At 70.8% G+C, this 14696-nt stretch carries 15 protein-coding genes; 14 read left to right on the top strand and 1 reads right to left on the bottom strand.

Annotated elements, in window-relative coordinates; translation table 11 throughout:
- Window positions 1-4 precede the first annotated feature (4 nt).
- Complete coding sequence (locus tag ACTWM8_RS25195; protein ID WP_446211166.1) at window positions 5-2122, top strand: transglycosylase domain-containing protein; 2118 nt, start codon at window positions 5-7, stop codon at window positions 2120-2122.
- Window positions 2123-2138: 16 nt separating this feature from the next.
- Here the strand turns inward: ACTWM8_RS25195 and ACTWM8_RS25190 are convergent, their stop codons facing one another.
- Window positions 2139-3605 carry an SDR family oxidoreductase gene (locus tag ACTWM8_RS25190; RefSeq protein WP_446211165.1) on the bottom strand — a complete coding sequence of 489 codons (1467 nt, stop codon included), beginning with the start codon at window positions 3603-3605 and terminating at the stop codon, window positions 2139-2141.
- A gap of 35 nt (window positions 3606-3640) precedes the next feature.
- On the opposite strand from ACTWM8_RS25190, the gene ACTWM8_RS25185 reads away from it, so the two are divergent.
- The 13 genes from ACTWM8_RS25185 (at window position 3641) to ACTWM8_RS25125 (ending at window position 14671) form a co-directional block, all read left to right on the top strand.
- Window positions 3641-4930, top strand: a complete 1290-nt coding sequence (locus ACTWM8_RS25185) for a serine hydroxymethyltransferase (RefSeq protein ID WP_446211164.1) — start codon at window positions 3641-3643, stop codon at window positions 4928-4930.
- Window positions 4923-5354, top strand: coding sequence for a hypothetical protein (locus ACTWM8_RS25180; RefSeq protein WP_446211163.1), 432 nt, complete (start codon window positions 4923-4925; stop codon window positions 5352-5354). Before ACTWM8_RS25185 ends, ACTWM8_RS25180 begins: the two co-directional genes overlap by 8 nt.
- A gap of 212 nt (window positions 5355-5566) precedes the next feature.
- A complete protein-coding gene (locus tag ACTWM8_RS25175; protein WP_302746006.1) occupies window positions 5567-5803 on the top strand; it encodes an AtpZ/AtpI family protein in 237 nt (78 codons plus the stop codon).
- Between the two features lie 11 nt (window positions 5804-5814).
- A complete protein-coding gene (gene atpB, locus ACTWM8_RS25170) occupies window positions 5815-6612 on the top strand; it encodes a F0F1 ATP synthase subunit A (protein WP_446211162.1) in 798 nt (265 codons plus the stop codon).
- A gap of 67 nt (window positions 6613-6679) precedes the next feature.
- Window positions 6680-6913: an ATP synthase F0 subunit C gene (locus ACTWM8_RS25165; RefSeq protein ID WP_334490889.1), complete on the top strand. Its 234-nt coding sequence runs from the start codon at window positions 6680-6682 to the stop codon at window positions 6911-6913.
- 30 nt (window positions 6914-6943) lie between these two features.
- Window positions 6944-7486 (top strand): F0F1 ATP synthase subunit B, encoded by a 543-nt coding sequence (locus ACTWM8_RS25160; RefSeq protein ID WP_446211161.1) that lies wholly within the window; start codon window positions 6944-6946, stop codon window positions 7484-7486.
- A complete protein-coding gene (locus ACTWM8_RS25155; RefSeq protein WP_446211160.1) occupies window positions 7486-8307 on the top strand; it encodes a F0F1 ATP synthase subunit delta in 822 nt (273 codons plus the stop codon). Before ACTWM8_RS25160 ends, ACTWM8_RS25155 begins: the two co-directional genes overlap by 1 nt.
- An 85-nt stretch (window positions 8308-8392) precedes the next feature.
- Window positions 8393-10045: a F0F1 ATP synthase subunit alpha gene (gene atpA / locus ACTWM8_RS25150; RefSeq protein ID WP_446211159.1), complete on the top strand. Its 1653-nt coding sequence runs from the start codon at window positions 8393-8395 to the stop codon at window positions 10043-10045.
- Between the two features lie 3 nt (window positions 10046-10048).
- Window positions 10049-10978 (top strand): F0F1 ATP synthase subunit gamma, encoded by a 930-nt coding sequence (locus ACTWM8_RS25145; RefSeq protein WP_446211158.1) that lies wholly within the window; start codon window positions 10049-10051, stop codon window positions 10976-10978.
- Entirely contained in the window at window positions 10978-12417 is a 1440-nt protein-coding gene (atpD, locus tag ACTWM8_RS25140) for a F0F1 ATP synthase subunit beta (RefSeq protein ID WP_446211157.1), read from the top strand. The genes ACTWM8_RS25145 and atpD overlap by 1 nt, the downstream gene beginning before the upstream one ends.
- 259 nt (window positions 12418-12676) lie before the next feature.
- Window positions 12677-13777 carry an LCP family protein gene (locus tag ACTWM8_RS25135; RefSeq protein WP_446214667.1) on the top strand — a complete coding sequence of 367 codons (1101 nt, stop codon included), beginning with the start codon at window positions 12677-12679 and terminating at the stop codon, window positions 13775-13777.
- 147 nt (window positions 13778-13924) lie between these two features.
- A complete protein-coding gene (locus ACTWM8_RS25130; RefSeq protein ID WP_446211156.1) occupies window positions 13925-14203 on the top strand; it encodes a F0F1 ATP synthase subunit epsilon in 279 nt (92 codons plus the stop codon).
- A 12-nt stretch (window positions 14204-14215) separates the two neighbouring features.
- Window positions 14216-14671: a DUF2550 domain-containing protein gene (locus ACTWM8_RS25125; protein WP_280836003.1), complete on the top strand. Its 456-nt coding sequence runs from the start codon at window positions 14216-14218 to the stop codon at window positions 14669-14671.
- Window positions 14672-14696 lie beyond the last annotated feature (25 nt).

Here is a 14696-nt window from a genome sequence, read left to right as displayed (position 1 = left end):
ACTGATGATCCGGGCCCATCTCGACAAGTTGTTCACCGTGGTGATCGCCGGCGTGCTCGCCGGGCTGGTGCTGGCGGCGGCCGCCCTCCCGGTCGCCCTGGTGCTCGGGTTGGGCTTCGGCGCGCTCTCCGCGCCCTACTCCGAGCTGCCGTCGAGCCTGCGCACCCCACCCACCGCGCAGCGGTCGAACCTGTACGCCAACGACGGCCGCACCCTGATCACCTCGTTCTACACCGAGGACCGCGTCGAGGTGCCGCTGGCCAACGTGGCGCCGGTGATGCGCCAGGCCATCGTGGCCGCCGAGGACACCCGCTTCTACCAGCACCGGGGCGTCGACCTGCGCGGCGTGGTCCGGGCCTTCACCGCCAACCGGCGCGACGGCACGACCCGGCAGGGCGCCTCCACGCTGACCATGCAGTACGTGCGCAACGTGCTGGCCAGCGATCCCCGGCTGACCCGGGAGCAGCGCACCGCGGCCACCGAGATCAGCGCCGCCCGCAAGCTGCGGGAGATGCGGTACGCCCTGTCGCTGGAGCGCGAGCTGAACAAGGACGAGATCCTCCGGCGCTACCTCAACATCGCCTACTTCGGCGCCGGGGCGTACGGCATCGCGGCCGCCAGCAAGCGCTACTTCTCCACCTCACCGGCGAGCCTCACGCTGCCCCAGGCGGCCCTGCTCGCCGGTCTGGTCCGCTCGCCGGACACCGACGACCCGATCAACGGCGACGCCGACGCGGCGCTGCGCCGCAAGGCGTACGTGCTGGACCGGCTCGTCGACGCGGGGCAGGTGTCGCAGGCCGAGGCGGCGCAGGCGAAGGCCGGCCCGTTGGCACTGCGCCCCAGCGAGACCCCGAACGACTGCACCGCCGTGTCCGGGGAGCAGAGCGACTGGGGCTTCTTCTGCGACTGGTTCAGCAAGTGGTGGAGCGCCCAGCCGGCCTTCGGGTCGTCCGCCGCCGAGCGGCAGGACACCCTGCGCCGGGGTGGCTTCCGGATCGTCTCGTCGCTGGACCCGGCCGTGCAGCGGGCCACCCTGCGGCAGGTGCTGGACATCTACCCCGTCACCGACCGGCGGGCCGTGCCGACCGCGGTGGTCCAGCCCGGCACCGGCCGGGTGCTGGCGATGGCGGTGAACCGGAACTACAGCGTGGCCGAGAACCCGGCCGGCCGGAAGAACTACCCGAACACCGTCAACCAGCTCGTCGCCGGTGGCGGCGGCATCGAGGGCTACCAGGGCGGCTCGACCTTCAAGCTCTTCACCATGCTGGCCGCCCTGGAGTCCGGGCTGCCGCTGGACACCCGCTTCGACGCCCCGACCCGGATCGTCACCCGGTTCCCGGTCGACGCGGGACGGGCCAGCTGCGGCGGCAACTGGTGCCCGGCCAACGCCACGCCGGACTGGATGGACGGGCCGCACACCATGTGGACCGCCTTCGGCCGCTCGGTGAACACCTACTTCGCCTGGCTGATCGAGCGGGTCGGCGCGGACCGGGTGGTGGAGATGGCGGAGCGGCTGGGCATCGGGTTCCGGGCCGAGGACGACGCCAGGCTGGCCCGCTCCGGCGCGCGGAACTGGGGCTCGTTCACCCTCGGGGTCTCCTCGACCACCCCGCTCGACCTGGCCAACGCCTACGCCACGGTCGCCGCCGAGGGGACCTGGTGCGCGCCGCTGCCGGTGGTGTCGATCACCGACAGCGCCGGGCACGAGGTGGCCGCCGGTCGCCCGGACTGCCGGCAGGTCGTCGACACCGACGTGGCCCGGGCGGCGGTGGACGCGGCCCGCTGCCCGGTCGGCGACCAGACCATGTACCACCGCTGCGACGGCGGCACCGCGGAGCGGCTCCGGCCGCTGCTGGGCCGCCCGGTGGCCGGCAAGACCGGCAGCTCGGAGGGGTACGAGAGCGAGTCGGTGGTCGCGGTCACCCCGCAGCTCGCGATCGCCTCGATGGCGGCGAACCCGGACGACCCGCGGGACGCGGTCGGCCAGGCGGTGCAGGCCCGGATGGTGGACGCGGTGGGCCGGGTGCTCCTCACCGCGCTCAAGGACCAGCCCGTCCGCGACTTCGTCCCGCCCAGCTCGGCGGTCACCTACCGCCAGACCGGCCCCCGCGACGGCAACTGACCCGCCTCGGAGCGGGTCAGCGGGTGGCGTGCTCGGCGCCCCGGGCGATGTTGCGGGCCATGCCGCCGAAGACGATGGTGTGGAAGGGGGCGACCGAGCCCCAGTACGCGTGCCCGGCCAGGCCGCGGGGGAGGAAGACGGCGCGCTGCACGTACCGGCTGCGGCCGTCGGTGGCGGGCTCGGCGCGCATCTCCAGCCAGGCCCGGCCGGGCAGCCGCATCTCGGCGCGCAGCCGCAGCAGCTCGCCCGGCACGATCTCCTCGACCCGCCAGAAGTCCAGCGCCTCGCCGACCTGGAGCCGGTGCGGGTCCCGCCGGCCCCGGCGCAGCCCGACCCCGCCGATCAGCCGGTCCAGCCAGCCCCGCACCGACCAGGCCAGGGGGAACGAGTACCAGCCGTGCTCGCCGCCGACCCCCTCGATCACCCGCCACAGCGCGCTGGTCGGGGCGTCCACGTCGCGTGTCCGGACGTCGGTGTAGACCGTGCCGCCGGACCACTTCGGGTCGCTGGGCAGCGGCTCGGCCGGCGCGTCCGGGCCGCTCGCGGTGGACCAGCGGGTCTCCACCTCGGCGTCGCGCACCTTGGCCAGCGCCAGCGCCACGGCCTCGTCGAAGCCGGTCAACCCGCCCGGCGGGTCGGGGACGAACCGGGCGATGTCGTGCTCGTCCGCGACCGCCTCGTGGACCAGGCTCTCCACCAGCGGCCGGGCGATCTTGTTGGGCACCGGGGTGACCAGCCCGACCCAGTACGAGGAGAGCGACGGCGTCAGCGGCCGCACCCGCACGATCACCCGGCGGCGCAGCCCGGCCACCCGGGCGTACCGCTGCATCATCTGCTCGAAGGTGAGCACGTCCGGGCCGGCGATGTCGAAGGCCCGGTCCACCTCGGGCGGCAGCGTCGCGCCGGCGACCAGGTAGCGCAGCACGTCGCGGACCGCGATCGGCTGGATCCGGTTGCGCACCCAGCGCGGGGTGACCATCCCCGGCAGCCGCTCGGTGAGATAGCGCAGCATCTCGAACGAGGCCGATCCGGACCCGATGATCACGGCGGCCCGCAGCACCACCGTCGGCACGCCGCTGGCCAGCAGGATCCGCGCCACCTCCGCCCGGGAGCGCAGGTGCGGCGAGGGGACCTCGCCGTCCTGCTTCGGCTCCGGCCCGCCCAGGTAGACGATCCGGCGTACGCCGGACCGGGCGGCCGCCGCGGCGAAGTGGGTCGCCGCCTCCCGGTCGGCCGCCTCGAAGTCGGCCTGCCCGAGCGAGTGCACCAGGTAGTACGCGACGTCGACGCCGTCGAACGCGGCGGGCAGCGTCTCCGGCCGGCGCAGGTCGCCCTCGACCACCTCGGCCCGCGCCGCCCACGGCACGTCGCGCAGCCGTCCGGCCTTGCGGGCCAGGCAGCGCACCTCGTACCCCTCGGCGAGCAGCCGGGGGGCGAGCCGTCCGCCGATGTAACCCGTGGCTCCGGTGACCAGGCATCTCACGGTTTCCAGTGTGCGGCCCCATAGACTCCTTCGCTGTGGAGAACGCGAGCAACACCTTCTGGGGGCCGGACTTCCAGCAGCTCAGTACCGTCGACCCGGAAATCGCCGGGGTGGTGCTGGGCGAACTGGAACGGCTGCGCGGCGGCCTGCAACTGATCGCCAGCGAGAACCTCACCTCCCCGGCGGTGCTCGCGGCGCTCGGCTCGACGCTGACCAACAAGTACGCCGAGGGCTACCCGGGTCGGCGCTACTACGGCGGCTGCGGCGAGGTCGACCGGGCCGAGGAGATCGGCATCGCCCGGGCGAAGGAGCTCTTCGACGCCGAGCACGCCAACCTCCAGCCGCACTCCGGGGCCAGCGCCAACCTCGCCGCGTACGCCGCCCTGGTGCAGCCCGGCGACACGGTGCTGGCGATGGACCTGCCGCACGGCGGGCACCTCACCCACGGCAGCCGGGTGAACTTCTCCGGCAAGTGGTTCCATCCGGTGGGCTACACCGTCCGGCCGGACACCGAGCTGATCGACTACGACGAGGTCCGCGACCTCGCCCTGGCACACCGGCCCAAAATGATCATCTGTGGCGCGACCGCCTATCCCCGGCTGATCGACTTCGCCCGGTTCCGGGAGATCGCCGACGAGGTCGGCGCGTACCTGATGGTCGACGCCGCGCACTTCATCGGGCTGGTCGCCGGTCGGGCCATCCCCTCGCCGGTGCCGTACGCCGACGTCGTCTGCTTCACCACCCACAAGGTGCTGCGCGGCCCGCGCGGCGGCATGATCCTCTGCCGGGAGTCACTGGCCGCCCGGATCGACAAGGCGGTCTTCCCGTTCACCCAGGGCGGCCCGCTGATGCACGCCGTCGCGGCCAAGGCGGTCGCCCTGCGCGAGGCCGCGCAGCCCGAGTTCCGGGCGTACGCCGGGCAGGTGGTGCAGAACGCCCGGGCGCTCGCCGCCGGGCTGGCCGCCGAGGGGATGCGCCCGGTCTCCGGCGGCACCGACACCCACCTCGCCCTGATCGACCTGCGCGAGATCGGGGTGACCGGCGCGGCGGCCGAGGCCCGCTGCGACGCCGCGACCATCACCCTGAACAAGAACGCGATCCCGTACGACCCGCAGAAGCCGATGGTGGCCTCCGGCATCCGGGTCGGCACGCCGAGCGTCACCACCCAGGGCATGGGAGTCCCGGAGATGCGTCAGGTCGCCTCGCTGATCGCCCGCGCGGTACGCACCGACCCGGCCGCGCCCGGGGGAGCGGACACGCTCGCCGGGATCGCCGGCGAGGTCGCCGAGCTGGCCGCCGCCTTCCCGGCGTACCCCCGTGGCTGAGCCCGGGGTGCGCGCGGCGGAGGCGGCCGCGGACCGGCGCTGGCGGCTGCGCCACCTGCCGGTGCTGCTGATCGCCTCGGTGCTGCTCGGTGCGGTGGCCGCCCTGGTGGGCGGGGTGGTCGGCGGTGGCGACGCGGCGCTCGGCGCGGCGGCCGGGGTGGCGGTGACGGCGGCCAGCTACACGCTGACCACCGTGGTGCTGGCCTGGGCCGACGCGGTCAACCCGCAGCTGGTGCTCCCGTTCGGACTCGGCCTGTACGCCGCCAAGTTCACCCTGCTGGGGGTCGTGATGGTGGCCGTGGCGTCGACCGGCTGGGCCGGGCTGATCCCGCTCTGCCTCGGCATCGCGGCGGGCGTGGCGGTCTGGACCGGGGTGCACATCTGGTGGCTGACCAGGGTGCACCGGCGCGAGGCCGCCGGCTGACCGGTCGGGCGCACACCGGGCGTGGTCGATTCGTGGCGGCGTCCCACCTGGCGGGCGACGCGCGCGTCTGTCCACCTTCGGTCATTCTCTGGGTGGCGGAAGGGGAGTAGCGTGCCTCCAGACGACTGCACCCGCCAGACGCCCACACAACGACGGTTGTGCGGGGGGTGAGGCACAGCCTCGTCTTCCCGGCTGATATCGTTCGCCCCGTCATGGCTGGTGACCAAACCCCCCGACCCACCGGCGGCCCGGACGATGTTCCGACCGGCGCCGGTCAGGGTTGGACTGCGCTCTCATACCTCATCGGGGGCATGCTCGTCTGGGGTTTCATCGGCTGGCTGGTCGACCAGTGGCTCGACTCCGGCGGCATCGCCACCGGGATCGGCGTCGTGCTCGGCATGGCCGGGGGAATCATCCTGGTCGTCCGCCGACTCGGCACGCCTACTTAGGAAGGGACGCGGTGTTCGGACAGGCGAACGTCCTGGCAGCGGGCCAGGCGGCATTCCCACCCAGTGTGGAGGACTTCTACCTGCCCAGCATCCTGCCCTGGGGTGCGCACGACTCCTACTGGTTCACCAAGATCACAGCGATGGTCTGGATCGCGGTCGGCGTTCTGATCATCTTCTTCCTGGCCAGCTACCGGAAGCCGCAGCTGGTCCCGACGAAGAAGCAGTGGTTCGCCGAGTCGATCTACGGCTTCGTGCGGAACAACATCGCGGTCGACATGATCGGGCACGCGGGGGTGCGGTTCGCGCCGTACTTCACCACGCTGTTCTGCTTCATCCTGCTGACCAACTTCTTCGCGATCCTGCCGCTGTTCCAGATCTCACCGAACTCGCACATCGCCTTCCCGGCGTTCCTCGCGGTGATCAGCTACGTGCTGTTCATCTACGCCGGCATCAAGCACCACGGCTTCGGCAAGTTCGTCAAGAACTCTCTGATCCCGCCGGCACCCTGGTACATCCTGCCGCTGCTGATCCCGATCGAGTTCTTCTCGACCTTCCTCGTCCGGCCGTTCTCGCTGGCCGTCCGTCTCTTCGCGAACATGTTCGCCGGCCACATGCTCCTGCTGGTCTTCACGCTCGGCGGCTTCGCGATGCTCAGCGCCAACACCTGGCTGGCCCCGGTCTCGGTGCTGTCCTGGGCGATGACCATCGCGCTGACCTTCCTCGAGTTCCTGGTGATCGTCCTGCAGGCCTACGTCTTCACGGTGCTGACCGCCAGCTACGTGCAGGGCGCGCTCGCCGACGAGCACTGATCCACTTCGTACCAACAGTTGTCGTCCCGCGTGACCGTCACGCGTGATAACCAGGAGGAACCCACTAATGGACGTCTACGCCGCGGTAGAGGGCAGCACCGCCGCCATCGGCTACGGTCTCGCGGCCATCGGCCCGGGCATCGGTGTCGGCCTGGTCTTCGCCGCCTACATCCAGTCGACCGCCCGCCAGCCGGAGTCGTCGCGGATGACCCTGCCGTACGTCTGGATCGGCTTCGCCGTCATCGAGGCGCTCGCGCTGCTGGGTATCGCTTTCGGCTTCATCTGGCAGGGCCAGCTCTAATCCCGCCCCCCTTTGACCGGGAGGTCTTCCATGTTCTTCTTCGCCGCCGCTGAGGGTGGTGAGTCGACCCACAACCCGATCGTGCCGATCTGGCAGGAGATCGTGGTAGGTGGCGTCGCCTTCATCCTGCTCTGCTTCGTGCTGATGAAGTTCGTCTTCCCCCGCATGGAGCAGACGTTCCAGGCGCGGGTCGACGCGATCGAGGGTGGCATCAAGCGCGCCGAGGCCGCCCAGGCCGAGGCCAACCAGCTCCTCGAGCAGTACCGGGCGCAGCTCGCCGAGGCGCGGACCGACGCCGCCAAGATCCGGGACGACGCCCGGGCCGACGCGGAGGGCATCCGCCAGGACATCCTCGCCAAGGCGCGGGAGGAGTCCGACCGGATCATCGCCGCGGGCAAGGAGCAGCTCACCGCCGAGCGGGCCACCATCGTGCGCGAGCTGCGCACCGAGGTGGGCACGATCGCGGTGGACCTGGCCAGCAAGATCGTCGGTGAGTCGCTCGCCGACGAGGCTCGTCGCAAGGGCACCGTCGACCGGTTCCTGAGCGGTCTCGAGAGCGCGGGGGCCCGCTGATGCAGGCCGCCAGCCGGGAGTCGTACAAGGTCGCGGCGGAGCACCTCGACGCGTACGCGCGCGGTGCCGACCCGGTCGCGGTGGCCCACACCGCGAACGACCTGCTCGCCGTCGCCGGCCTGCTCCGGCGGGAGCCTCGGCTGCGGCGGGCCCTCTCGGACCCCGCCCGGTCCGGCGCGGACCGCGCCGGTCTGCTCGGCGAGATGCTGCGGGGCAAGATCAGCGAGGGCGCGCTCGACCTGCTCGCCTCGCTGGTCTCCGGCCGTTGGTCGGCGCCGTCGCAACTGCTCGACGGCGCCGAGCGGCTCGGCGTGGAGGCCGTGCTGGCCAGCGTCGACGCCGCGGGTGACCTGGGCGAGGTCGAGGACGAGCTGTTCCGTTTCGGGCAGGTCGTCGCCGGCCAGCCCGCGCTCTCCGCGGTGCTGTCCAACCCGGTCGCCCCGGTGGACCAGCGGGCTGTCCTGGTCGGCGAGCTGCTGGCCGGCAAGGCCAAGCTGGCCACCGTCCGCCTCATCGAGGTGGCGCTGGCCGGCTTCGGGGGGCGTTCCTTCACCGGATCGCTCACCCGGCTGGTCGAACTCGCCGCCGAACGGCGGGACCGTCAGGTGGCGTACGTCACCGTGGCAGCCCCGTTGACTGACGAGGAGGAGCGACGCCTCGGTGCCCGCCTCTCCGCGATGTACGGTCGAGAGGTTTCCGTCAAGCAGACGGTCGACCCGGAGGTGCTCGGTGGGGTGAGCGTTCAGGTCGGTTCCGACCTGTACGACGGCACCGTCCTGCGCCGCCTCAACGAGACCCGCAACGCGCTCGCGAAGCGCTGACCAGCGTCTCCGCAGCCCTGATCGACGCCATTCGGACCGGTCGGTACTAGGTATCCCGGGACCCTGATACTTAAGGAAGCAGAGGATGGCCGAGCTGACCATCTCGACGGAGGAGATCCGCGGCGCCCTGGAGCGCTACGTCTCCTCCTACACGTCCGACGTCTCCCGCGAGGAGGTCGGCACCGTCGCCGACACCGGCGACGGCATCGCCCATGTCGAGGGCCTGCCCTCGACCATGACCAACGAGCTCCTGGAGTTCGAGGACGGCACGCTCGGCGTGGCGCTGAACCTCGACGTCCGGGAGATCGGTGTCGTCGTTCTCGGTGACTCCGCGAAGCTGGAGGAGGGGCAGCGCGTCAAGCGCACCGGCCGGGTGCTCTCCGTGCCGGTCGGCGACGCCTTCCTCGGCCGTGTGGTCGACGCGCTCGGCCAGCCGATCGACGGGCTCGGCGACATCGCCAACGAGGGCTTCCGCGAGCTGGAGCTCCAGGCCCCGAACGTGATGTCCCGGCAGTCCGTCGACGAGCCGCTGCAGACCGGTATCAAGGCGATCGACGCCATGACCCCGGTCGGTCGGGGCCAGCGTCAGCTGATCATCGGTGACCGGAAGACCGGCAAGACCACGGTCGCCCTGGACACCATCCTCAACCAGCGCGACAACTGGCGCTCCGGCGACCCGAAGAAGCAGGTCCGCTGCATCTACGTCGCCATCGGCCAGAAGGCCTCCACGATCGCCTCGATCAAGGGCATCCTGGAGGAGGCGGGCGCGATGGAGTACACCACCATCGTGGCCTCCCCGGCCTCCGACCCGGCCGGCTTCAAGTACCTCGCCCCCTACACCGGCTCGTCCATCGGGCAGCACTGGATGTACGGCGGCAAGCACGTCCTGATCGTCTTCGACGACCTGAGCAAGCAGGCCGAGGCGTACCGCGCCGTGTCGCTGCTGCTGCGTCGCCCGCCGGGCCGCGAGGCGTACCCGGGTGACGTCTTCTACCTGCACTCCCGCCTGCTGGAGCGCTGCGCGAAGCTCTCCGACGAGCTGGGTGGCGGCTCGATGACCGGTCTGCCGATCATCGAGACGAAGGCCAACGACATCTCGGCCTTCATCCCGACCAACGTCATCTCGATCACCGACGGCCAGATCTTCCTCGAGACCGACCTGTTCAACCAGGGCGTCCGGCCGGCCATCAACGTCGGTACCTCGGTCTCCCGGGTCGGTGGCGCCGCGCAGGTCAAGCCGATGAAGAAGGTCGCCGGTTCGCTCCGGCTCAACCTGGCCCAGTACCGCGAGCTGGAGGCGTTCGCCGCCTTCGCCTCCGACCTGGACCGGGCCTCCCGGGCCCAGCTGGACCGCGGTTCCCGCCTGGTCGAGCTGCTCAAGCAGCCGAACTACTCGCCGTACCCGGTGCAGGAGCAGGTCGTCACGGTCTGGGCCGGCACCGAGGGCAAGCTGGACGACATCCCGGTCGGCGAGGTGCGTCGCTTCGAGGCCGAGTTCCTCCAGTACCTGCGGCACAAGCACGAGGGTGTCCTGGCGGCGATCGCCGACAACAAGTGGGACGACGAGATCATCGGCACCCTGGACCGGGCCATCACCGAGTTCAAGCAGATGTTCCTGGGCAAGGAGGACGAGCAGCGGATCAACGAGGCGCCGGCCAAGCCGCTCGAGGGCGAGGAGAACCGCGAGTCGGTGACCCGCTTCCGCGACGGCCAGACCGACCGCCCGGTAGAGAGCTGATCCATGGCCGCCCAGGTACGCGTTCTTCGCCAACGGATCCGCTCGGCGAAGGGGATGAAGAAGATCACCAAGGCGATGGAGCTCGTGGCGACGAGCCGGATCGCCAAGTCCCAGGCCCGGGTGCAGGCGTCCCTGCCGTACGCCCAGGCCATCACCGGCGTGCTCACGGCGCTGGCGTCCAACGCCCGGATCGACCACCCGCTGCTCACCCCGCGTGAGCGTGTGCGGCGGGCGGGCGTCCTGCTGGTCACCAGCGACCGTGGCCTGGCCGGCGGTTACAGCTCCAACGCGATCAGGATGGCGGAGTCGCTGATCGCCCGGCTGAAGGCCGACGGCAAGGATCCGGTCCTCTACGTCATCGGGCGTAAGGGCGTCACGTTCTACCGGTTCCGCAACCGGCCGATCGAGGCGAACTGGACCGGCTTCTCGGAGCAGCCCTCGTTCGCCGACGCCCGCGAGGTGGGCGAGACGCTGATCAAGGCGTTCTCGGCCGGTGCGGACGACGCCGACGGCGGCGCCGGGGCGGACGGGGTGCTCGGCATCGACGAGTTGCACATCGTCTACACCGAGTTCCACTCGCTGATGACCCAGAACCCGGTCGCGAAGGTCATCGGGCCGATGCAGGTCGAGGACCGGCCGAGGTCCGAGGGTCTGCTGCCGGCGTACGAGTTCGAGCCGGAGGCGGAGGCGCTGCTCGACGCGCTGCTGCCGAAGTACATCAACACGCGGATCTACGCGGCGTTGATCGAGTCGGCGGCGAGTGAGTCGGCGGCGCGGCGGCGGGCGATGAAGAGCGCCACCGACAACGCCGAAGAGATGATCGAGAAGTACACGCGTGAGATGAACTCGGCCCGCCAGGCCGGGATCACCCAGGAGATCAGCGAGATCGTCGGCGGCGCGAACGCGCTGGCCGCGTCGGGAAGTGAAGTGTGATGACTGCACCAGTGGAGACCAAGACGGCCACGGGTCGCGTGGTCCGGGTCATCGGCCCGGTCGTCGACGCCGAGTTCCCGCGCGACGCGATGCCGGCCCTGTTCAACGCCCTGCAGGTGAAGGTGGAGCTCTCCGGCGGCGCGAAGACGCTGACCCTGGAGGTCGCCCAGCACCTGGGTGACAACATGGTCCGCGCCATCTCGATGCAGCCGACCGACGGCCTGGTCCGCGGCACCGAGGTGAGCGACACCGGCTCGCCGATCAGCGTTCCGGTCGGTGACGCGGTCAAGGGCCACGTCTTCAACGCCATCGGCGAGTGCCTCAACCTGACCGAGGGCGAGGTGCTCCAGCCGGACGACCGGTGGGGCATCCACCGCAAGGCTCCGGCCTTCGCGGACCTGGAGCCGAAGACCGAGATGCTGGAGACCGGCATCAAGGTCATCGACCTGCTCGCCCCGTACGTCAAGGGCGGCAAGATCGGACTGTTCGGCGGCGCCGGCGTGGGCAAGACGGTGCTCATCCAGGAGATGATCACCCGGGTGGCGAACAACTTCGGTGGTACGTCGGTCTTCGCCGGCGTGGGTGAGCGGACCCGTGAGGGCAACGACCTCATCGCCGAGATGACCGAGTCCGGCGTCATCGACAAGACCGCGCTGGTCTTCGGCCAGATGGACGAGCCGCCGGGCACCCGGCTGCGGGTCGCGCTCTCCGCGCTGACCATGGCCGAGTACTTCCGCGACGTGAAGAAGCAGGAGGTGCTGCTCTTCATCGACAACATCTTCCGCTTCACCCAGGCCGGTTCCGAGGTCTCCACGCTGCTCGGCCGCATGCCGAGCGCCGTGGGTTACCAGCCGACCCTGGCCGACGAGATGGGCGAGCTCCAGGAGCGGATCACCTCCGTCCGGGGCCAGGCCATCACCTCGATGCAGGCGATCTACGTGCCCGCCGACGACTACACCGACCCGGCGCCGGCCACCACCTTCGCCCACCTCGACGCCACCACCAACCTGGAGCGGTCGATCTCCGACAAGGGCATCTACCCGGCCGTGGACCCGCTGGCGTCCTCGTCCCGGATCCTCGCCCCGGAGTTCGTCGGTGCCGACCACTTCCAGGTCGCCACCGAGGTGAAGCGGATCCTGCAGCGCTACAAGGACCTGCAGGACATCATCGCCATCCTCGGTATCGAGGAGCTCTCCGAGGAAGACAAGATCACCGTGGCCCGGGCCCGGCGGATCGAGCGCTTCCTGTCGCAGAACACCTACGCCGCCGAGCAGTTCACCGGCGTGCCGGGCTCGACGGTCCCGATCAGCGAGACCATCGAGGCGTTCAAGAAGATCAGCGAGGGCGAGTACGACCACTTCCCCGAGCAGGCCTTCTTCATGTGCGGCGGTCTCGAGGACCTGGAGCGCAAGGCGAAGGAACTGATGTCGGAGGGCTGAGAACTCCGCCACAACTGACGAAGGCCACCCCGGTTCGCCGGGGTGGCCTTCGGCCGTTGCGGGCCTGATCGGACCGGGTGTCCGATTGTCGGGTGAGCGATTCCCACGGCGGCGGGGTACCGTTTCGAGCGCGACGCCCGCCAATCGGCGTCGATCCGGTGCAACTTTTCGGCTGCGTCCGCCCGTCATTGAGTCGTGGGCGTGTCGACGAATGGAGAAATTCGTGGGTAAGGCCGGCAAGGGCGGCGGCAAGCCGTCCATGTGGTCGGGCGTGCCGCGGTGGGCCAGGACGTGCACCATCTTCGGCGCCGTGCTCATGCTGCTCAGCGGCGTGGTGCTGGTCGGCTACGAGGCGCTGCTGGCCCGGTACGAGGGCGCCGTCGGCAAGGCCGACCTCTTCGGCGACCAGGCGGCCGGGGCGCAGGAGCGCAAGAGCGACGTCAAGGGCCCGCTCAACATCCTGCTGGTCGGCATCGACCCGCGCAAGCCGCAGGATCGGCCGCTGGCCGACTCGATCATGGTGCTGCACGTGCCGGCGTCGATGGACCGGGCGTACCTGTTCTCGCTGCCTCGCGACCTCTACGTCGACATCCCGGAGTTCGACAAGGCCGGCTACGGCGGCGGCAGCGGGAAGCTCAACGGGGCCATGTCGCACGGCAGCGTCGTGCAGGGGCAGAACCCGAGCGCCCCGCAGGGCTTCGAGCTGCTCGCCAAGACCGTGCAGAACGTGACCGGCATCGAGCGGTTCGACGCCGGCGCGATCATCAACTTCACCGGCTTCCAGAAGATCGTCGACGCGATGGGCGGCGTCGACATGTACATCGAGCGGGACGTGAAGTCCGAGCACCGCGAGCCGGACGGCACGCACCGCAAGGGCAACCCGTACGGCGAGGGGTACATCGGGCCGCAGGCGGAGTACAAGAAGGGCAACCAGCACCTGAGCGGCTGGCAGGCGCTGGACTACGTGCGGCAGCGCTACCCCAAGAACGGCGTTCCGGACGCCGACTACGGCCGCCAGCGCCACCAGCAGCAGTTCATCAAGGCGATGGTCAACCAGGCGTTCAGCGCCGACGTGGTGACCAACCCGATCAAGCTGGACCGGGTGATCCGGGCCGCCGGCCAGTCGCTGACCTTCAACGGCCGGGGCAACAGCGTGGTCGACTTCGCCATCGCCCTCAAGGGCGTCCGGTCGGAGAACGTCGAGCTGATCAAGCTGCCGGGGGAGGGCATCGGCACCGGCAACGCGTACCGGGGCGAGCGCCTGCTGCCGGCCGCGGACGACTTCTTCACCGCGCTGAAGAACGAACAGCTCGACGCGTTCCTGCTCGAACACCCGGAGTTCCGTAACCGGAACAAGTGACCTCCGCGCCACCGCCGGGCCGGCTCCCCGCCGGCCCGGCTCTGCGTGTCACGACACCGGGTGGCGCAGGTCTCGCCACCCGCGTTGGGGCGCTCCCGGCGGCGGGACTAGACTTTCGACATTCCGCCGCCGCAGCAAGGAGACAGCGTGGCACAGCAGCTTCACGTCGAGCTCGTAGCCGTCGAGGAGAAGGTCTGGTCCGGCGAGGCCGAGATGGTCGTCGCCCGGACGACCGAGGGTGAGCTGGGTGTGCTGCCGGGGCACGCGCCCCTGCTCGGCCAGCTGGCGGAGCCCAGCCAGGTCCGCATCAAGCAGGCCGGCGGCCAGCAGGTCGCGTACGACATCGCCGGCGGCTTCCTGTCGGTGACCGGTGAGGGCGTCACCGTCCTCGCCGAGAGCGCCTCCCCGGCCACCCCCGCGCGCTGAGCCGACCCGCCGATGGAGATCGTGGAAGGGATCGGAATCGGCTTTGCGGTGGTGGTCGCCGCGATCCTGATCCTCTTCATCCGGCGGGCCCTGGTCACCCGTAGCGGAGGCATCATCCGGCTCGGCGTCCGGGTCACCACGGTGCTCGACGGCCGGGGCTGGTCGCCCGGCTTCGGCCGCTTCGTCGGCGACGAGCTCCGGTGGTACCGGATGTTCAGCTTCGCCCTGCGACCCAAGCGGGTGCTCTCCCGCAAGGAGCTGGTGGTGGAGCGACGGCGCCTGCCCGAGGGCCAGGAGCGCCTCTCGATGCCCGCCGACTGGGTGATCCTCCGGTGTACCAGTCACCACGCTCCGGTCGAGATCGCCATGGCGCGTTCCACCGTCACCGGATTCCTCAGCTGGTTGGAGGCCGCCCCGCCCGGGGCGGCCTCGCCGCGTATGGCCTCCCAGGACTGGCCCGCGGCCTGATCTCCCGGTTCCCGGAAACACCTCA

The sequence above is a fragment of the Micromonospora sp. IBSANI012 genome, from assembly GCF_052814045.1.
Note: the sequence above shows the minus strand (reverse complement) of the source record. Positions and strands in the feature narration are given on the sequence as shown.